17 protein-coding genes are annotated in these 17,318 nt (G+C 70.4%); 9 read left to right on the top strand and 8 right to left on the bottom strand.

Annotation, left to right across the window (positions count from 1 at the left end; genetic code table 11):
* Positions 1 to 11: 11 nt before the first annotated feature.
* Positions 12 to 575, top strand: coding sequence for a GNAT family N-acetyltransferase (locus ACF09C_RS36065; protein ID WP_392097735.1), 564 nt, complete (start codon positions 12 to 14; stop codon positions 573 to 575).
* On the opposite strand, the gene ACF09C_RS36060 is transcribed toward ACF09C_RS36065, so the two are convergent.
* Entirely contained in the window at positions 572 to 1,021 is a 450-nt protein-coding gene (locus tag ACF09C_RS36060; RefSeq protein ID WP_392097733.1) for a GNAT family N-acetyltransferase, read from the bottom strand. The two genes, ACF09C_RS36065 and ACF09C_RS36060, sit on opposite strands and share 4 nt — an antisense overlap.
* 185 nt (positions 1,022 to 1,206) lie before the next feature.
* Between ACF09C_RS36060 and ACF09C_RS36055 the strand changes: the two genes are divergently transcribed.
* Positions 1,207 to 1,944 carry a Mut7-C RNAse domain-containing protein gene (locus ACF09C_RS36055; protein WP_392097731.1) on the top strand — a complete coding sequence of 246 codons (738 nt, stop codon included), beginning with the start codon at positions 1,207 to 1,209 and terminating at the stop codon, positions 1,942 to 1,944.
* 72 nt (positions 1,945 to 2,016) lie between these two features.
* Here the strand turns inward: ACF09C_RS36055 and ACF09C_RS36050 are convergent, their stop codons facing one another.
* Entirely contained in the window at positions 2,017 to 2,577 is a 561-nt protein-coding gene (locus tag ACF09C_RS36050) for a TetR family transcriptional regulator (RefSeq protein WP_392097729.1), read from the bottom strand.
* Between the two features lie 127 nt (positions 2,578 to 2,704).
* Between ACF09C_RS36050 and ACF09C_RS36045 the strand changes: the two genes are divergently transcribed.
* On the top strand, positions 2,705 to 4,114 hold the full coding sequence (locus tag ACF09C_RS36045) for an FAD-dependent oxidoreductase (RefSeq protein ID WP_392097727.1): 1,410 nt from the start codon (positions 2,705 to 2,707) through the stop codon (positions 4,112 to 4,114).
* 23 nt (positions 4,115 to 4,137) lie between these two features.
* Here ACF09C_RS36045 and ACF09C_RS36040 read toward each other — a convergent pair whose 3' ends face one another.
* Positions 4,138 to 4,608 (bottom strand): hypothetical protein, encoded by a 471-nt coding sequence (locus ACF09C_RS36040; protein WP_392097725.1) that lies wholly within the window; start codon positions 4,606 to 4,608, stop codon positions 4,138 to 4,140.
* 143 nt (positions 4,609 to 4,751) lie between these two features.
* Here ACF09C_RS36040 and ACF09C_RS36035 point away from each other — a divergent pair, with 143 nt between their 5' ends.
* The gene (locus tag ACF09C_RS36035) at positions 4,752 to 5,516 is read left to right on the top strand and encodes an SDR family NAD(P)-dependent oxidoreductase (protein ID WP_392097723.1); all 765 of its coding nucleotides are present in this window, start codon (positions 4,752 to 4,754) and stop codon (positions 5,514 to 5,516) included.
* Between the two features lie 151 nt (positions 5,517 to 5,667).
* Entirely contained in the window at positions 5,668 to 6,540 is an 873-nt protein-coding gene (locus ACF09C_RS36030) for an LAGLIDADG family homing endonuclease (protein ID WP_392097722.1), read from the top strand.
* Positions 6,541 to 6,595: 55 nt separating this feature from the next.
* Here ACF09C_RS36030 and ACF09C_RS36025 read toward each other — a convergent pair whose 3' ends face one another.
* Entirely contained in the window at positions 6,596 to 7,789 is a 1,194-nt protein-coding gene (locus ACF09C_RS36025) for an RtcB family protein (protein ID WP_392097721.1), read from the bottom strand.
* Between the two features lie 173 nt (positions 7,790 to 7,962).
* Between ACF09C_RS36025 and ACF09C_RS36020 the strand changes: the two genes are divergently transcribed.
* The 3 genes from ACF09C_RS36020 to ACF09C_RS36010 all read left to right on the top strand — a co-directional run bounded on the left by ACF09C_RS36020 (position 7,963) and on the right by ACF09C_RS36010 (position 11,131).
* Positions 7,963 to 8,835: a DUF3558 domain-containing protein gene (locus ACF09C_RS36020; RefSeq protein WP_392097719.1), complete on the top strand. Its 873-nt coding sequence runs from the start codon at positions 7,963 to 7,965 to the stop codon at positions 8,833 to 8,835.
* A 120-nt stretch (positions 8,836 to 8,955) separates the two neighbouring features.
* Positions 8,956 to 9,681, top strand: coding sequence for a DUF3558 domain-containing protein (locus ACF09C_RS36015; RefSeq protein WP_392097717.1), 726 nt, complete (start codon positions 8,956 to 8,958; stop codon positions 9,679 to 9,681).
* Positions 9,682 to 9,835: 154 nt separating this feature from the next.
* Positions 9,836 to 11,131, top strand: a complete 1,296-nt coding sequence (locus ACF09C_RS36010) for a DUF2637 domain-containing protein (RefSeq protein WP_392097715.1) — start codon at positions 9,836 to 9,838, stop codon at positions 11,129 to 11,131.
* Between the two features lie 25 nt (positions 11,132 to 11,156).
* Here ACF09C_RS36010 and ACF09C_RS36005 read toward each other — a convergent pair whose 3' ends face one another.
* Together ACF09C_RS36005 and lysS are read right to left on the bottom strand one after the other, a co-directional pair.
* The gene (locus ACF09C_RS36005; RefSeq protein WP_392097713.1) at positions 11,157 to 11,363 is read right to left on the bottom strand and encodes a hypothetical protein; all 207 of its coding nucleotides are present in this window, start codon (positions 11,361 to 11,363) and stop codon (positions 11,157 to 11,159) included.
* Positions 11,364 to 11,519: 156 nt separating this feature from the next.
* Positions 11,520 to 13,244 carry a lysine--tRNA ligase gene (gene lysS, locus ACF09C_RS36000; RefSeq protein ID WP_392097711.1) on the bottom strand — a complete coding sequence of 575 codons (1,725 nt, stop codon included), beginning with the start codon at positions 13,242 to 13,244 and terminating at the stop codon, positions 11,520 to 11,522.
* A gap of 198 nt (positions 13,245 to 13,442) precedes the next feature.
* Between lysS and argS the strand changes: the two genes are divergently transcribed.
* Positions 13,443 to 15,203 carry an arginine--tRNA ligase gene (argS, locus tag ACF09C_RS35995; RefSeq protein WP_392097709.1) on the top strand — a complete coding sequence of 587 codons (1,761 nt, stop codon included), beginning with the start codon at positions 13,443 to 13,445 and terminating at the stop codon, positions 15,201 to 15,203.
* Positions 15,204 to 15,331: 128 nt separating this feature from the next.
* Here the strand turns inward: argS and ACF09C_RS35990 are convergent, their stop codons facing one another.
* Both ACF09C_RS35990 and ACF09C_RS35985 read right to left on the bottom strand, forming a co-directional pair.
* Positions 15,332 to 16,714 (bottom strand): helix-turn-helix domain-containing protein, encoded by a 1,383-nt coding sequence (locus ACF09C_RS35990; protein ID WP_392097707.1) that lies wholly within the window; start codon positions 16,712 to 16,714, stop codon positions 15,332 to 15,334.
* Positions 16,715 to 17,030: 316 nt separating this feature from the next.
* Positions 17,031 to 17,300, bottom strand: coding sequence for a DUF1876 domain-containing protein (locus ACF09C_RS35985; RefSeq protein WP_392097927.1), 270 nt, complete (start codon positions 17,298 to 17,300; stop codon positions 17,031 to 17,033).
* Positions 17,301 to 17,318: the final 18 nt, after the last annotated feature.

Genomic DNA, 17,318 nt, shown 5'->3' with positions numbered 1-17,318 from the left:
CAGTGCGCCCCATGGACGTCAACACCTCACCCGTACGCCTCGAAGCCTGGTCCGAGGACGACCTGTGGCTCCTGCAGGCCATGAACGCCCCCGAGCTCATGGAGCACCTCGGCGGCCCCGAGACCGAGGACGCGCTGCTCAAGCGGCACCGGCGCTACGTGGACCTGAGCGCGTCGTCGGACGAGCGGCCGGCGGACGCGGGGCGGATGTTCCGGATCGTGCTGCTCCCCGAGGAGGTCACGGTCGGCAGCATCGGGTTCTGGGCGCAGACCTGGGACGGGGAGCCCGTGTACGAGACGGGTTGGACGGTGCTGCCCGGCTTCCAGGGCCGGGGCGTCGCCACGGCCGCCACGCGCGCGGTCGCGGAACTCGCCCGTGCCACCCGTGCCCGCCGCCACCTGCACGCGTTCCCGTCGACGGACAACGGGCCGTCGAACGCCGTGTGCCGCAAGGCCGGTTTCGAACTGCGCGGCGAGCGCGAACTCGAGTACCCACCGGGCCACCCGCTGCGCTGCAACGACTGGCGCCTGGACCTGGAACTGGGCCTGGGCCTGGGCCTGGAGGGCGTCGCCTAGCCCCGCTCGGCCTCGTTCACGAGCTCCTTGGTGAAGTGGAAGGCGACGATGTCCAGGCGCTCACGCAGGTAGAAGCGGTGGGCTCCGGTGCGCTGCGTGCCGGAGTCCAGGTTCAGCTCCCGGCAGCCCGCCACACGCGCGTGTTCCTCCAGGTGGGCCAGGAGCGCGTGGCCGACGCCGGTGGAACGGGCGCCGGCGGCGGTCACCAGGTCGTCGACGTAGAGCTTGCGGATCGAGCTGGTGTTGTCGACGATCCGCCAGCCGGCGGCGCCCACGCACGCGCCGTCGTCCGCGTAGGCGCCGGTGAAGCGCAGTCCCTGCGCGTGGCCCCGCTCCTGCACCTCGTGGAAGAGCTGCGGTGTGAGGTGGGGGCGCAGCTCGCGCAGGACGGGGAGCAGGTCGGAGTCCAGGCGCGGGTCACCGGGCGCGAAGTCGACGATCTTCATGCGGGGGACGGTATCCCAGGCCTCGGAGTGGCGGGAGGGGGCCCACGGCGCTCGCGGGCACGGGCCTACGGCGGTCACGGCCTCATTGGCCCGCGGGGGTCACGGGCCCACGGCGCTCGCCGGGGCAGGCCGCGCCCGGCCGAAATGCCTGGCCGCGCCACCCGCAGCGGTGACATCCTGGCCACGTGAACGGACCGGAGATCCAGATCAGTTTCGCCCCCGGCCTGAGGCTCTTCGTCTCGGCGGAGCGGCGCACGGGGCGGACCGCCGTGGCCACCGACGGCGCCTCGACGCTCGGCCATGTCGTGGAGTCGCTGGGCGTGCCGCTGACCGAGGCCGGCCGGATCCTGGTCGACGGACGCCCGGTCGAGGTGTCCCACATCCCGGCCGCCGGCGAGACGATCGAGGTAGAGGACGTGGAGCGCCCCCAGGCGGTGCCCGGTGCCCCGCTCCGGTTCCTCCTCGACGTCCATCTGGGCACGCTCGCGCGGCGGTTGCGGCTCCTCGGCATCGACGCGGCGTACGAGAGCGAGGACATCGGCGACCCCGCGCTCGCGGCACTCTCCGCACGGGAGCGGCGCGTGATGCTGTCCCGGGACCGGGGGCTGCTGCGCCGCAGGGAGCTGTGGGCGGGCGCCTATGTGTACAGCGACCAGCCCGACGACCAACTCCGTGACGTACTGGAGCGGTTCGCGCCGCCTCTGAGGCCCTGGACCCGCTGCACGGCCTGCAACGGGCCGCTGACGACCGCCGACAAGGACTCGGTGCGCGAGCGCCTGGAGCGCGGCACGGAGAAGACGTACGACGTCTTCGCCCGGTGCACGGAGTGCGAGCGGGTGTACTGGCGGGGCGCCCACCACGCCCGCCTGGAGGCGATCGTCACCGACGCCGTGCGCGAGTTCGGCGGCGCGGCGGCCCACTGACCGGCCTCGAACGCGCCTGACCGGCCTCGTCCGCGCCCGACCCCGGTCTCGTACGCCGCGGGGACGGCGGGCCTACGGCTCCGGCGCCGTCAGATAGCGCTGGACGGTCGGCGCCAGCCAGGCGACGACCTCGTCCGTGGACATCTCCACCGCGGGCGGCAGCCGCAGCACGTAGCGGGCGAGCGCCATGCCGAGGATCTGTGAGGCGACCAGCGCGGCCCGCCGGGGCGCCTGCGCGGGGTCGGGGCAGACGCCCCGGGTGATCGGCCCGAGCTGGCCCGCGAAGATCGCCTGCATGCGTTCGGCGCCCGCCGGGTTGGTCACGCCGACCCGCAGGAGCGCGGTCAGGACGTCGTCGCGCTCCCAGCGTTCGAGGAAGTGCGTGACGAGGACCGCCCCGATGTGCCGGGACGGCAGCGCGCCCAGTTCGGGCAGGTCCAGTTCGAAGTCGGACGCCGCGGTGAACAGCCCTTCCTTGCTGCCGTAGTAGCGCATCACCATCGACGGGTCGATGCCCGCGTCGCGGGCGATGGCGCGGATCGTGGCGCGCTCGTAGCCGTCGGACGCGAAGCGTTCACGGGCGGCCTCGAGGATCGCGGCGCGGGTGGCGTCGGAGCGGCGGGCGGTCGTCATGCCAACAACTGTAGGCCAACAGGTGTTGACGTGCCAGCCCGATCGGCTCTACCGTTGCCAACAAGCGTTGACCAACAAGCGTTGGCAAACGACCGTTGATGGCACACGCACCCAGCTGGAGGCAGCCATGAACCACCTCGACACGACCGCCCACGACGCGAACGTCCTGGACACGGACGTCCTCGTCATCGGCGCCGGCCCCACCGGAATGCTCCTCGCCGGCGACCTCGCCGCCGCGGGCCACCGCGTCACCGTCCTCGAACGCCGCCCGCAGGGCATCAGCAACATGACCCGGGCCTTCGCCGTCCACGCCCGCACCCTGGAGCAGCTCGACGCCCGCGGCCTCGCCGACGACATCGTCGCGACCGGCACCCCCATCACCCAGCTGCGGCTCTTCGGCAGCCTCTCCCTCGACCTGGCCCGGCTCCGCTCCCGCTTCCCCTACCTCCTCGTCACCCCCCAGTACGAAGTGGAGCGCGTCCTCGACCGCCGCGCACAGTCCGCGGGTGTGGACATCCGGTACGGCACGGAGCTGCGCGGACTCGGCCAGGACTCCGACCGGGTCACCGCCGAGGCCACCGACCCCGACGGCACCCCCCTCACCCTCCACGCCCGCTACCTCGTCGGCACCGACGGCCACCGCAGCGCCGTCCGGACGGCACTCGGCCTGCCCTTCCCCGGCGCGGCGGCGATCCGCTCCCTCGTCCTCGCCGACGTCCGCCTCACCGAGAAGCCCGAAGAGCTGCTCAGCGTCGCCGGAGCGGACGACGCCTTCGCCTTCATCGCCCCCTTCGGCGACGGCTGGTACCGCGTCATGGGCTGGAACCGCACCCGCCAGGTCCCCGACAGCGAGCCCGTCGACCTCGACGAGGTCCGCGAGATCACCCGCCTCGCCTTCGGCACCGACTACGGCATGCACGACGCCCGCTGGATCTCCCGCTTCCACAGCGACGAGCGCCAGGCCCCCCGCTACCGCGTCGGCCGCGTCTTCCTCGCCGGCGACGCCGCCCACGTCCACTCCCCCGCCGGCGGCCAGGGCATGAACACCGGCCTCCAGGACGCCGCCAACCTCTCCTGGAAGCTCGCCGCCGCGCTCCGCGGCGACGCCCCCGACGCCGAGGCCCTCCTCGACAGTTACCAGGCCGAACGCCACCCGGTGGGGGCGACCGTGCTCCGCAGCAGCGGCGCCATCATCCGCCTCGCCATGGCCCGCGGCCCCCTGCTGCGCACCGCGCGCACCCTCGCCGCACAGCTGATCAGCAAGGTGCCCCCGGCCTCCGCCAAGGCGATGGGCATGATCAGCGGCCTCGGCATCGACTACGGCCGGGCCCACCGCCGCGTCCCCGACCTCGCCCTGCGCGAGGGCAGGCTCTACGAACTGCTGCGCGCCGGCGAGTTCGTCCTCATCGCCCCCGAAGGCGCCACACCCGAGCTCCCGGCCGCCCCCACGACACCGGCCCGCGTCGTCCGGGCCACCTGGACCGACCCCACCCGCACCACGACACTCCTGGTCCGCCCCGACGGCTACACCCACTGACGCCCAGCAGACGCCGGAAGACGTCAGAAGACGTACGGATCACCCGTGGCGAGCACCAGCACACGATGCCGGTCGTTCCGAGCGTTCCGATCCACGACCCCGTCCATCCAGACCGTCGAGATGTCCACGGTCACCTCGTCCGTGGACGCGGCGGTCCGCAGATCCAGGGCCAGCTCCCCCACGACCCCCGCGGCCCGCAGCTCACCCGTACGGCAGACCACCACCCGGTCACCGCCCCACAGACAGGACGGCGGCAGCTCCTGCCCACCCGCCATCGGCTCGGAGAACGCCAGCCGCACCGTCGCCTGCGACACGTCCGACGGCCCATGGTTCGCACTGACCAGCCAGACCCCGACCCGCCCCTCCCACAAGGAGAGATGACCGTGATGGGCCAGGTCGGCCTCGCCCCCCACAGCACGGGCACCCGTACCCGTACCGACCACCACCACACCCGCGAGAACCGCCCCGAGCAGCGCCTTGCGCATCGCACCCATAGCCAGAAGATACCGACGAATCGACACATGTTCTGACTATCCATCAGTCAGCGTGTCCGACACCGCCCCCGCACCCGCCGACCACCCGGACCTATCCTGACCACGCGATCGACATAATCGACCACACGCGCGAGGAGCACGTCATGACCGCCGCCGGTACCCCCATCGCCGTCGTCACCGGAGCGAGCAGCGGCATCGGCGCCGCCACGGCCAGGCAGCTCGCCGCCGCCGGATACCGCGTGGTCCTGACCGCCCGCCGCAAGGACCGCATCGAAGCCCTCGCCGCCGAGATCGTCGCGGCCGGCCGCCAGGCCACCGCCTACGCCCTCGACGTCACCGACCGCACCGCCGTCGACGAGTTCGCGACCGCCTTCCGCACCCTCGCCGTCCTCGTCAACAACGCGGGCGGCGCACTCGGCGCCGACCCCGTCGCCACCGGCGACCCCGATGACTGGCGCCAGATGTACGAGGTCAACGTCATCGGCACGCTCAACATCACCCAGGCCCTGCTCCCGGCCCTCACCGCGAGCGGAGACGGCACCGTCGTCGTCCTCTCCTCCACCGCAGGCCACTCCACCTACGAAGGCGGCGCGGGCTACGTCGCCGCCAAGAACGGCGCCCGCGTCCTCGCCGAGACCCTCCGCCTGGAGATCGTCGGCACCCCCGTCCGCGTCATCGAGATCGCCCCCGGCATGGTCAAGACGGACGAGTTCGCCACCACCCGCTTCCGCGGCGACACCGAGAAGGCCGCCAAGGTCTACGCGGGCGTGGCCGAACCCCTCACCGCCGACGACGTCGCCGACACCATCACCTGGGCCTGCACCCGCCCCCCGCACGTCAACATCGACCTCCTCGTCGTCCGCCCCCGAGCCCAGGCCTCCAACACCAAGGTCCACCGCGCACTCTGACCCGAAGGCCACACGTCTGGGTGAACCGACTGGATCACCCGGACGACAACCGAAAACGCGACCTAGGGTCAGCCACAACCCAAACAAACGACGCCCGACCAGGATTGCCGTCCCGGCCGGGCGTCTGACCACCAAGGAAAGAGACTTCCTCGTGGCTGAGCACGACCCTAACGCGCCCACACTCTTCGACCTCGGCGCCCTCACCTCCGAAGCCCCGAAGACAGCCTTCATGGACCTCGAAGACCCCTGCTACGCCTACATGTTCGGCTTCCTGCAGGCCGACGGGCACCTCGCGGCGGGAGCGGGCCAGAAGGGCAGGCTGACCGCCGAGATCAACGCGCGGGACATCCACATCCTCTACGAGTTCCAGCGCTTGACCCCGTACTACAGCTCAGTCACGGAGCGGGTCCGCACCACCAACTTCGCCGAGAACCACCACTCGGCCACGTGGTCCCTGTGCGACCAAGAGGCACGGGCCATCGTCAACGAACTCGGGATCCCCTACGGCAAGAAGTCACGGGCCATCCGGCCACCCCGCGTCGAGTTCTCCCGGCCGGACTACGTCCGCGGCTTGATCGATGCCGACGGGTCACTCGGCTGGACCGCCGAGGGCTTCCCGTTCCTCTCGTTCACTTCCGCCAGCACAGCCGCGGCCGCGTATCTGTGCCACTACGCCAAGAGGATCACCGGTGCCGAGCGCATCGCCCGCCGCAACACCCGCGACCAGGTCTACGTCGTCACCTACGTCAAGGAGCAGGCGCAGCGGCTCGCGGAGCACCTCTACTATCCCGGCTGCCTGGCGCTCGACCACAAGAAGGCCAATGCGGCCACGATCCAAATGTGGGTGCGTCCGGCCGGAATGAAGAAGGCGGCGCCTCGGATCAAATGGTCGCCGGAGAAGGATCGCATCCTGCTGGCAGCACCGACCCTGGCGCAAGCCGCCGCGACGTTGGGGCTCTCTCAGAGCGCATGCCAGGTGCGTCGCTGGAAGCTGACTCACGGACTGGCGCCCCTCCCCGACTGAAAGGAAGGCGGAAGGGGGCGCGCTTTCACGCTGCCCCCTTCCGCCCGTCGGCCCTTCATCCCTTCACGCAGACGACCTGCTTCAGCTGAGCGACCACCTCGACAAGGTCCCGCTGCTGCTCCATGACCTTCTCGATCGACTTGTACGCACCAGGGATCTCGTCCACGACGCCGGCGTCCTTGCGGCATTCCACGCCCCGCGTCTGCTCTTCCAGATCCCGCACCGTGAAGCGACGCTTCGCCTCGCTCCGGCTCATCCTCCGCCCAGCGCCGTGCGAGGCGGAGTTGAACGCGGCCTCGTTACCGAGGCCCTTCACGATGAACGAACTGGTCCCCATCGACCCCGGAATGATGCCGAAGTCACCGGCACCGGCCCGGATCGCCCCCTTGCGGGTGACGAGCAGGTCCATCCCCTCGTACCGCTCCTCCGCCACGTAGTTGTGATGGCAGGAGATGATCGGTTCGAAAGCGACCTTGGCCTTGCGGAACTCGCGGCGGATGACCTCCTGAAGGAGCGCCATCATCACCGCGCGGTTGTACTTCGCATACTCCTGCGCCCAGAAGAGATCGTTCCGGTACGCCGCCATCTGCGGGGTGTCCGCGACGAAGACCGCCAGGTCACGGTCCACGAGACCCTGGTTATGGGGCAGCTTCTGTGCTTCGCCGATGTGGTACTCGGCAAGCTCCTTGCCGATGTTTCGGGACCCCGAGTGCAGCATCAACCAGACCGACCCTTGGCCATCGATGCAAACTTCGCAGTAGTGATTTCCCGCGCCTAGCGTTCCCATCTGCTTCTGCGCCCGGTCATGGCGGAACTTCACCGACTCCGCGATCCCGTCGAACCGCGACCACAGATCGTCCCACCCCGCCGTGCCGAACTGGTACAGCCTCGTCGGATCCACCATGTCCCGGTGCATGCCACGCCCCACCGGAATCGCCTGCTCGATCTTCGAGCGCAGCCGCGACAGATCCCCCGGCAGGTCGTTCGCCGTCAGTGACGTCTTCACCGCCGACATCCCGCAGCCGATGTCCACGCCCACCGCCGCCGGACAGACCGCCCCCTGCATCGCGATCACCGAACCGACCGTCGCGCCCTTGCCGTAGTGCACGTCCGGCATCACGGCGAGGCCCTTGATCCACGGAAGAGTGGCAGTGTTGTGGAGCTGGCGCATCGCGCCGTCGTCGATCATGGAAGGATCGGTCCACATCCGGATGGGCACCTTCGCACCCGGTACCTCTACATACGACATACTTCCTCGATTCCCCCAAAAAGCCTGATAACGCAAAAACCGGTTCCAAGGCCCGTACAGGTGACAACGGACCGGCATCAACGGCAGCGCGTGCGATAGACATTGTGTCCACCGACCGGTCTCCGGCGGCAAAGGGTTTTCGGGGAGTCCTCGGCAGAAGGGAGCCTTGGAGCGTGCAGCGACAGGCGTACGTACCCGGTCTGACGGCGCTCGGCGCCGTGCTCGTCCTCGGGCTCACCGGATGCTCCGCCGGCAGCGGCGCAGGCACCGGCGACGTCGACTCCAAGGCCGGCCCGGCCGCCTCCGCAGCTCCCCCCGGCCGCTACCGCACGCTCTTCGAGCCGTGCCGGGCCGTCCCGCAGAACACGCTCCGCGACCTGCTCCCCGGCGCCACCGAGCTGCCCGACGACGAGCGGGAGGCCACGTACCGCGGCACCGCCGCCGTCACATACGACACGGACCGCAGGGTCGGCTGCAGCTGGAAGGCCGACACCCCCGACACGATGCACCGGCTGCGGCTCGACATCGAGCGGGTGGTGTCGTACGACCCGACGGTGAGCGACGACGATCGCGCGCAGGAGGTGTTCGCCGGCAAGCAGCTCGCGGCGGACCTCCCCCAGCCCCCGCAGAGCCCTCAGAGCCCGACGGGGACCACCCCGAGCGGCACGGCGACGGCGGGGACGGCGGCGACGGCCCCCGGCACCCCCACCGGCGACACCCCCACCGGCGGCTCCCCCACCGGTTCGCCCGCCGGCACCGCCACCGGCAGCGCGCCCGTCACCCCGAGCACCGCGCCCACCACCGGTCTGGAGCCTCGCGTGCTGGCGGGCCTCGGTCAGGTGGCGTTCCTCGACGACGCGCTCAGCGCTGGTGGCGCGAACGGCCGGCACCGCACCGTGAGCGTGGTGTTCCGCACATCCAATGTGATCGTGACGGTCGAGTACGTGGAGCAGACGACGGGTTCCGCGGAGGCCCCCGACAGCCAGGAACTGCAGGAAAAGGCCCGGAATCTGGCCCGGCTGCTCGCCGAGCGGCTGGAGGAGTAGCCGCCCGGCGGGTGCCCGGAGCCGCTCCGTGACGGGTGCCGGACCACGTAACGTGTCGGCGTACTCCCTCCTGGCCGCACGCCGGAACCCGGATCCGTACGACAAGCGACTGAAGGAACCATGCACCGATCAGCCCCGCGACTCACCCGCATACTCGCCTGCGCAGCCGTCCCGGTGATGCTCGTCGTCGCCGGCTGCTCCTCGGACTCCGACGGTGCTTCGGGCACCCCGGACAAGGGCAAGGGTTCGGCGTCGTCGGCGCCGAGCGCCTCGCAGTCGACGAAGGCGGTCGAGCCCGCGAAGTTCGCGAAGCTGCCGGACGTCTGCAAGTCGATCTCCGCGAAGACGACCGCGAGTCTGGTGCCGAAGGCGAAGGCGAAGAACGGTACGGCGGCGCCGTCCAGCGATGTCGAGAGCCGTGGCGGCTGCTCGTGGAACGGTCTGGACGACAAGGGTGTGAAGGGCTCGCAGTACCGCTGGCTCGACGTCTCGTTCTACCGCTACGCGTCGGACGCCTCGCTGGGCAGTGGCCAGGAGCGCGCCCAGGCGAACTTCGCGAAGGAGCTGGCGAAGGTCGAGGCGACCGAGGGCGCCAAGAAGATCCGTACGGCGGACGGCGCGGGCATCGGCGACCAGTCGAAGACGGTGGCGTACGAGCTGAAGAAGACGGACGAGGACTTCAAGTACGTCTCCGTGGTGGCGCGCACGGGCAATGTGCTGGTGCTGCTCACGTACAACGGTGCGGGGTACGCGGGTGCGGAGGCGCCGTCGGACAAGGCGATCCTCGATGGTGCGGTGAAGGCCTCGAAGGAGGCGGTCGCGGCGGTCGCGGCGGCGAACCAGTAGGGAACCGTTAGGTCACAGGGGGGCGCGTCCGCGTCGCGTACACCCGGTTTTGCACGTGTTGTCGAGGAGCCTGTCCCTCCCCCGGGGGTCGGGCTCCTCGCGCATGTGCCACGCTGTGCCCGCGAGATGTGGATTTGACGGGAGGGGATCGCGGGTGGCCGCGGTGCAGCTGACACGCACGCACAAGGTGCTGATCGGTGTGGTGATCGCCGGTGCGGTGATCATCGCCGGCATCGGTTTCGCGGGTTCGTACGCCGCTGTGCGCGAGCTCGCCGTGGAGAAGGGCTTCGGTACCTTCTCGTACTTCTTCCCGATCGGTATCGACGCCGGTATCTGTGTGCTGCTCGCACTGGATCTGCTGTTGACGTGGATCCGGATTCCGTTCCCGCTGCTGCGCCAGACGGCGTGGGTGCTGACGGCGGCGACGATCGCGTTCAATGGCGCGGCCGCGTGGCCGGACCCGCTGGGCGTGGGTATGCACGCGGTGATTCCGGTGCTGTTCGTGGTGGCCGTGGAGGCGGCGCGGCACGCGGTGGGTCGAATAGCCGACATCACCGCCGACAAGCACATGGAGGGTGTGCGGCTGACGCGGTGGCTGCTGTCGCCGGTGCCGACGTTCCGGTTGTGGCGGCGGATGAAGCTGTGGGAGCTGCGTTCGTACGAGCAGGTGATCAAGCTGGAGCAGGACCGGCTGATCTATCAGGCGCGGTTGCAGGCTCGGTTCGGGCGGGCGTGGCGGCGGAAGGCGCCGGTGGAGGCGTTGATGCCGTTGCGTCTTGCGAAGTACGGGGTGCCGCTGGCGGAGACGGCTGCGGCCGGTCTCGCGGCGGCGGGTGTGGAGCCGGTGTTGTTGCCGCCGCAGCCGGTGGTGGCGCAGGCCGAGCCGCTCGCGGTGGCGGTTCCTGCGCCGGTGGGGCCGACGGCGCCGGAGCTCGAGCAGGGTCCGGCGGCCGGCGGCGGGCTGCGGAAGCAGGGGCAGGGCCCTCAGCAGGAGCTGCGGGACCAGCTGGAGCAGCAGCAGGAAGAGCTGGAGGCGAACCACGACAGCCCGTGGTTCGCGGCGCAGCAGATGGCTCCGGAGGCGTACGAGGGTGCGTACGCGCCTCAGATCGTCGAGGGTCTGGAGCCGACGCCGGTGGCGGTGCCGTACGGTCCGGAGGAGCTTCCGGTCCCTGGTCCGCGCCAGGAGCAGGGTGCGGAGCAGTTCGAGGAGTATCCGGAGTACGTGGAGCCGGAGCCGCATCCGGACGAGTTCGCGGAGGCGGCGTACAAGGCGATGTGGGACTACGTCGAGGAGCGGCAGGACTTCCCCAATGCCGAGCAGCTCGACATATGGCTGAGTGACATGTACGGCGTGCAGCATCCGCGGAGTGCGTCGATCCTGCGGGAGTTGACTCCGCAGATCCGTCAGCGCATCGAGTTGGAAATGGCCGAGAACCACATTCCGTGACGGGTGGTGGGTGGCGGGCCGGGGCTCAGGCCTTGGCCCGCTTTTTCGTGGTCTCGCCCCAGAGGGCGAGGGCGAGGCCGACGACGGCCAGGGCGAGGTATCCGGCGGTGGGGATGTCCCACCACTTCTGGAGCAGACCCCAGGCCCTGTCGCCGAAGATCTGGCCGCCGGCGCCGAGTCCACCCTGGACGAGGGTGATCCAGCCGATGATGGCGATGGCTTCGTTCTTCATGTCTTCACGGTCTCGTGCGAGCCGGCGGTTTTCGTCGTGCGCACGTCGGAATCGCGGCTAGTCCGAAGGTCGCAGGTGACGGCCGCCCGCGTCGGCACGGCGAAGGGCCGCCACCGGAAGCGATCCCGGTGGCGGCCCTTCGCCGTGGTCGTACGGTTACGCGCCGAGCAGCTTGCGTACGCGCCCCGCGCCGACGGCGAGGAGGAGCGTGGGCAGGCGGGGCCCGGTCTCGCGGCTGACGAGGAGCTTGTAGAGCAGGGCGAAGAAGGAGCGCTGGGCGACCTTCAGCTCGGGGGTCGGCTTGGCCTCGGGGTCGAGGCCGGCCATGACCTTGGGGACGCCGTAGACGAGCGTGGTGAGGCCGTCGAGGGACCAGTGGGTGTCCAGGCCCTCGAGGAGGAGGCGCAGGGATTCGCGGCCCTCGTCGTCGAGGGAGCCGAGCAGCTCGGTGTCGGGCTCGTCGCGGACGATGGTGCGCTGGTCGGCCGGGACCTGGGTGGTGATCCAGTTCTCGGCGCGGTCCAGGCGGGGGCGGACCTCGTCGAGGGAGGTGACGGGCTGTTCCGGGTCGAGTTCGGTGAGGATCCGGAGGGTCTGCTCGTCGTGTCCTGCGGTGATGTCCATGACCGAGGCGAGCGTGCGGTACGGCAGCGGGCGCGGGGTGCGCGGCAGCTCGCCGGCGGCGGTGCGGGCGGCCCGGGCGTACGCGGCGGCGTCGGCGGGGAGCACGGTGCCGTCGGCGACCTTGGCCTCCAGCTTGTCCCACTCGTCGTAGAGCCGCTGGATCTCCTGGTCGAAGGCGATCTTGAAGGACTGGTTGGGCTTGCGGCGGGCGTAGAGCCAGCGCAGCAGCGGCGCTTCCATGATCTTCAGTGCGTCGGCCGCGGTGGGCACGCCGCCCTTCGAGGAGGACATCTTGGCCATGCCGCTGATGCCGACGAAGGCGTACATGGGGCCGATCGGCTGGACGCCGTCGAAGATGTCGCGGACGATCTGGCCGCCGACGACGAACGACGAGCCGGGCGAGGAGTGGTCGACGCCGGAGGGCTCGAAGATGACGCCTTCGAACGCCCAGCGCATGGGCCAGTCGACCTTCCAGACCAGCTTGCCGCGGTTGAACTCGCTGAGCTTCACGGTCTCGGTGAAGTCGCAGGCGGTGCAGGTGTAGGCGAGTTCGGTGGTCTCGTCGTCGTACGACGTGACGGTCGTCAGGTCCTTCTCGCAGCGGCCGCAGTACGGCTTGTACGGGTAGTAGCCGCCGGTGCCGCCGGAGCCGTCGTCCTCGTTGGCCGCGCCGGAGCCTTCCTCGGCCTCGAGTTCGGCGGCGTCGACGGGCTTCTGCGACTGCTTCTTCGGGGCCTTCTTCGTCCGGTACTGGTCGAGGATGGCGTCGATGTCGCCGCGGTGCTTCATGGCGTGCAGGATCTGCTCGCGGTAGGTGCCCGCGGTGTACTGCTCCGTCTGGCTGATGGGGTCGTACTCGACGCCGAGCTCGGCGAGCGACTCGACCATGGCGGCCTTGAAGTGCTCGGCCCAGTTCGCGTACGCCGAGCCGGCCGGGGCGGGCACGGAGGTCAGCGGCTTGCCGATGTGCTCGGCCCAGGACGCGTCGATGCCCTCGATGCCGTTCGGCACCTTGCGGTAGCGGTCGTAGTCGTCCCAGGAGATCAGGTGCCGGACCTCGTGGCCGCGGCGGCGGATCTCGTCGGCCACCAGGTGCGGGGTCATGACCTCGCGGAGGTTGCCGAGGTGGATCGGGCCGGAGGGGGAGAGTCCGGAGGCGACGACGACCGGTTTGCCAGGCGCACGTCGCTCCGACTCGGCGATGACCTCGTCCGCGAAACGGGAGACCCAGTCGGTCTCGGTGCTGCTCTGAGCCACGGTCGGTACGTCCTTCTTCCTTGATTCCCTCGAACGCCTTGCAGCCTTACGTCAGCCATTCTCCCAGACGGAAGAGGGCGCTCGGAGGTTGTCCACAGCCCTGAGGTTTGTCCACAGGTGGAGAAAACACGTTGCCCACCCATGGGACACTTGACAAGCGAAATAGCCCACCCGAACCACCGACAGGAACGGAAGCTCATGGCCTCGGTCCCTTCCCTCGCTTCGACCGTGCAGCAGCGTCTCGCGGAAGGTCTCTCGGCAGCCCTGCCGGAGGCCGGTTCTGCCGACCCGCTGCTGCGACGTAGCGACCGGGCCGACTTCCAGGCCAACGGCATCCTGGCGCTCGCCAAGCAGCTCAAGGGCAACCCGCGTGAGCTGGCGACGAAGGTCGTCGAGGGGATCCCGGCGAACGACGTGCTGAAGGAGATCGAGGTCTCGGGCCCCGGCTTCCTGAACATCACGGTCACGGACGAGGCGATCGTCAGGACGCTCGCCGCGCGTGCCCTCGACGACCGGCTCGGTGTGCCGTTCGCGGCGGACGCGGGCACGACGGTGATCGACTACGCGCAGCCGAACGTGGCCAAGGAGATGCACGTCGGCCACCTCCGGTCGGCCGTGATCGGCGCCGCGATGGTCGAGATCCTGGAGTTCACGGGCGAGAAGGTGGTCCGGCGCCACCACATCGGCGACTGGGGCACCCAGTTCGGCATGCTCATCCAGTACCTGGAGGAGCACCCGCACGAGCTGGACCACAAGGACGCCGAGGTGTCCGGCGAAGAGGCGATGTCGAACCTGGACCGCCTCTACAAGGCCGCGCGGAAGTTCTTCGACTCCGACGAGGAGTTCAAGACGAGGGCGCGCCGCCGGGTGGTCGACCTGCAGGCCGGGGACCCGCAGACGCTCGCCATGTGGCAGAAGTTCGTCGACGAGTCGAAGATCTACTTCTTCTCCGTCTTCGAGAAGCTGGACATGGACATCCGGGACCCCGACATCGTCGGCGAGTCGGGTTACAACGACATGCTGACGGAGACCTGCCGGATCCTGGAGGAGTCGGGCGTCGCGGTCCGTTCCAACGGCGCGCTGTGCGTGTTCTTCGACGACATCAAGGGCCCGGACGGCAACCCGACGCCGCTGATCGTCCAGAAGTCCGACGGCGGTTTCGGCTACGCGGCGACGGACCTGTCGGCGATCCGGGACCGGGTGGGGAACCTGAAGGCGACGACCCTGCTGTACGTGGTCGACGCCCGGCAGTCCCTGCACTTCAAGATGGTCTTCGAGACGGCACGTCGGGCGGGCTGGCTGAACGAGGACGTGAAGGCGGTCCAGCTGGCCTTCGGCACGGTGCTCGGCAAGGACGGCAAGCCGTTCAAGACCCGTGAGGGCGAGACGGTCCGGCTGGTGGACCTGCTGGACGAGGCGATCGACCGGGCCGCGTCCGTGGTCCGGGAGAAGGCTCGGGACCTGACCGAGGACGAGATCGCCGAGCGGGGCGCCCAGGTGGGCATCGGCGCGGTCAAGTACGCGGACCTGTCGACGTCGGCGGCGCGGGACTACAAGTTCGACCTGGACCAGATGGTGTCGCTGAACGGCGACACGTCGGTGTACCTCCAGTACGCGTACGCGCGTATCAAGTCGATCTTCGGCAAGGCCGGCGACCGCACGCCGCTGGCCCACCCCGAGCTGGAGCTGGCGCCGGCGGAGCGCGCGCTCGGTCTGCACCTGGACCAGTTCGGCGAGACGGTGGCCGAGGCCGCCGCCGAGTACGCCCCGCACAAGCTGGCCGCGTACCTGTACCAGCTGGCGTCGCTGTACACGACGTTCTACGACCAGTGCCCGGTCATCAAGCCGGAGCCGCCGAAGGAGGTCGCGGAGAACCGCCTGTTCATCTGCGACCTGACGGCGCGCACGCTCCACCAGGGCATGGCCCTGCTGGGCATCCGGACGCCCGAGCGCCTCTGATCGCGAGGGCGCGACGGCGCGAGTGCGCGGAGGGCGGGCTGAGGAAGTCGGCCTGAGGAAGTGAAGGAAGGCCCCGGCACGGTCACCCGTGCCGGGGCCTTCTTCTGTGTTCCGTGGCCGTTGGTGGCTCAGCCCGTGGCCCACTGGCCCGGGTCGTGCCGGTAGTCGTAGGTCTTCCTGCCGTCGACGGCGGTGGTACGGAAGGGCTTCCCGCCGTCGTCGACGCGGATGGTGCCGTGCTGTCCGCCGCTGCTCCAGTCCAGCTCCAGGTACCAGGCGGCGACGTGGCTCTCGGTGTGCACGTCGAGGTTCAGGACCTGGGGATCGGTGGTGGACACCTTGTACGGGAAGTCCTTGGCGGGCACCCGGCGTTCGCCGTCGAGGCCCGCGACGGGCCTCGCGTACGGCGCCGGTTCGTCGAGGTCGATGTCGAAGGTCTGGGGCGTGATGCCGCCGCCACAGCCGTCGCCCATGAAGTACGCGTTCCCTGCGAGCGGCTCGGCGCGCTCGACCACGCGCACGTGCAGCGCGTTGATGACGACCGCCGCGTCGGTGCGGCCGGTCGCCGTGAGTTCCAGGTTCATGTGGCCGCCGTCGACCCCGCCGAGCGCGGTCGCCCAGCGTCGGGAGTCCTGCGGCGGGGGCGGCGGCGGGACCTGCTCGGGCGGCCGGCCGATCAGGTAGTGCTGCCCGCAGGGTCCGGCCCAGTTGTAGGAGCTGATGCCGACGCTCAGGGGCGCGTCGGCGGCGCTCACCCGGGTCGGGGCCACGGGGGTACCTGAAGCCGTCCCGGAAGCGGTGGCCGAGGCGGAGGCGGACCGCGGGGCGGTGGCGGAGGGGGACGTCGAGGTCGTGGCGGGCGGCGAGCCGGCTGCCGACGGTCCCCCGCTCGACGCGACGCTCCCGCCCCGCAGGTCGGAGGGCCCGGCCGCGTTCCGGCCGGCGCCGTCGTCGCCGGTCACCGACCGGCCGATCCCGTAGGCGACGGGCACGGCCAGCGCGACGACGGCGGCCGCGGCGAGGACCACGCGGAGCCGCTTGCGGGACCGGGCCCGTACGGCCTCGTCGGGTTCGCCGGGCCCGACCACGACCGTCTCGGCCTCGACCTCGACCTCGGCCTCGGCCTCGGCAGCCACATCGACCCCTGCGACCTGCGAGCCCACGGCCTCGACCGCCCCGGACGCCCCCGAAGCGGCATCCTCAGCGGCATTCGAAGCGGCATCCGCAGCGTCCGAAGTCGGCAGGGAAGCCCGCCGCCGCCTCGCCTCGTCGGCCAGGATCCAGAGGCGGTGGAGTTCGATCAGCTCGGGGCGCGTGGCCCCGCACAGCCGCCCGAGCCGCTCCACGGGCGCGAACTCCGCGGGGACGGCATCCCCGTTGCAGTACCGGTGCAGCGTCGACGTACTCGTGTGGAGCTTCTTGGCCAACACCCCGTAACTGAGCCCGGATCGCTCCTTCAGCCCGCGTACGAACTCCGCGAAACCGTCGGTCTCCGCTGCCACCCGCCCCATCCCCCTCGTATCGCCGTCCCAGGAACGCGTTCCAGGGAGAGCGTGTAATCCCAGGTCACAGTAGGTGCAGGCGTTCCGGCTTCCCCTATTGTCCCGTGCCCATTGCGGGCCCGACGACGGGGTCCGCAAGGTGGGAGCCATGCCGACCGACCGCATCACGGACACCGTGGCCCTGGCGGTGCTGATCGCCTGTACGGCGATCGTCATCGCCCTGATCAACCATCAATGACCAACCGTCGACGAACCACGTGCGACCGGCCCGCCCCGAAGACAGCCACGGGGGCGGGCCGCCCGTCACGAGTCGCCCCTCAGTCCCTCACCGGATCGGGCGGGACGTCCGTCCGGACACCTCGTCGATCTCCGTGTGGGCCTTCTGGAGCAGCTGTGAGGCGAGATCCATGAGCGCGCGGGCGCCCGCGATCTCCTCGCCGACCCGCAGCTGTTCCGGGTCGGACGGGTGCCGCATGGCGTTGCCGTGGGCGCGGAACTCGGTGCCGTCGCCCAGCCGCACCATGGCGGCCGCCCTCGTCCGGTCGCCTTCCTCCTGGAACTCCATCTCGACGTGCCATCCCACGAGCGTGTGCATCATGAGGACCACCTCCTG

The organism is Streptomyces sp. NPDC014870 (assembly GCF_043081505.1).
GTDB lineage: Bacteria > Actinomycetota > Actinomycetes > Streptomycetales > Streptomycetaceae > Streptomyces.
The sequence above is the reverse complement of the archived record's forward strand: the minus strand, read 5'-3'. Positions and strand labels throughout refer to the sequence as shown.

Bases quoted from the DNA above. Each gene is read 5' to 3' on its own strand.
- ACF09C_RS35985 (WP_392097927.1), bottom strand. From the start codon at position 17,300: ATGCACACGCTCGTGGGATGGCACGTCGAGATGGAGTTCCAGGAGGAA.
- ACF09C_RS36050 (WP_392097729.1), bottom strand. From the start codon at position 2,577: ATGACGACCGCCCGCCGCTCCGACGCCACCCGCGCCGCGATCCTCGAG.
- argS (WP_392097709.1), top strand. From the start codon at position 13,443: ATGGCCTCGGTCCCTTCCCTCGCTTCGACCGTGCAGCAGCGTCTCGCG.
- ACF09C_RS36060 (WP_392097733.1), bottom strand. From the start codon at position 1,021: ATGAAGATCGTCGACTTCGCGCCCGGTGACCCGCGCCTGGACTCCGAC.
- ACF09C_RS36035 (WP_392097723.1), top strand. From the start codon at position 4,752: ATGACCGCCGCCGGTACCCCCATCGCCGTCGTCACCGGAGCGAGCAGC.
- ACF09C_RS36040 (WP_392097725.1), bottom strand. From the start codon at position 4,608: ATGGGTGCGATGCGCAAGGCGCTGCTCGGGGCGGTTCTCGCGGGTGTG.
- ACF09C_RS36005 (WP_392097713.1), bottom strand. From the start codon at position 11,363: ATGAAGAACGAAGCCATCGCCATCATCGGCTGGATCACCCTCGTCCAG.
- ACF09C_RS36045 (WP_392097727.1), top strand. From the start codon at position 2,705: ATGAACCACCTCGACACGACCGCCCACGACGCGAACGTCCTGGACACG.
- ACF09C_RS35990 (WP_392097707.1), bottom strand. From the start codon at position 16,714: ATGGGGCGGGTGGCAGCGGAGACCGACGGTTTCGCGGAGTTCGTACGC.
- ACF09C_RS36015 (WP_392097717.1), top strand. From the start codon at position 8,956: ATGCACCGATCAGCCCCGCGACTCACCCGCATACTCGCCTGCGCAGCC.
- ACF09C_RS36065 (WP_392097735.1), top strand. From the start codon at position 12: ATGGACGTCAACACCTCACCCGTACGCCTCGAAGCCTGGTCCGAGGAC.
- ACF09C_RS36025 (WP_392097721.1), bottom strand. From the start codon at position 7,789: ATGTCGTATGTAGAGGTACCGGGTGCGAAGGTGCCCATCCGGATGTGG.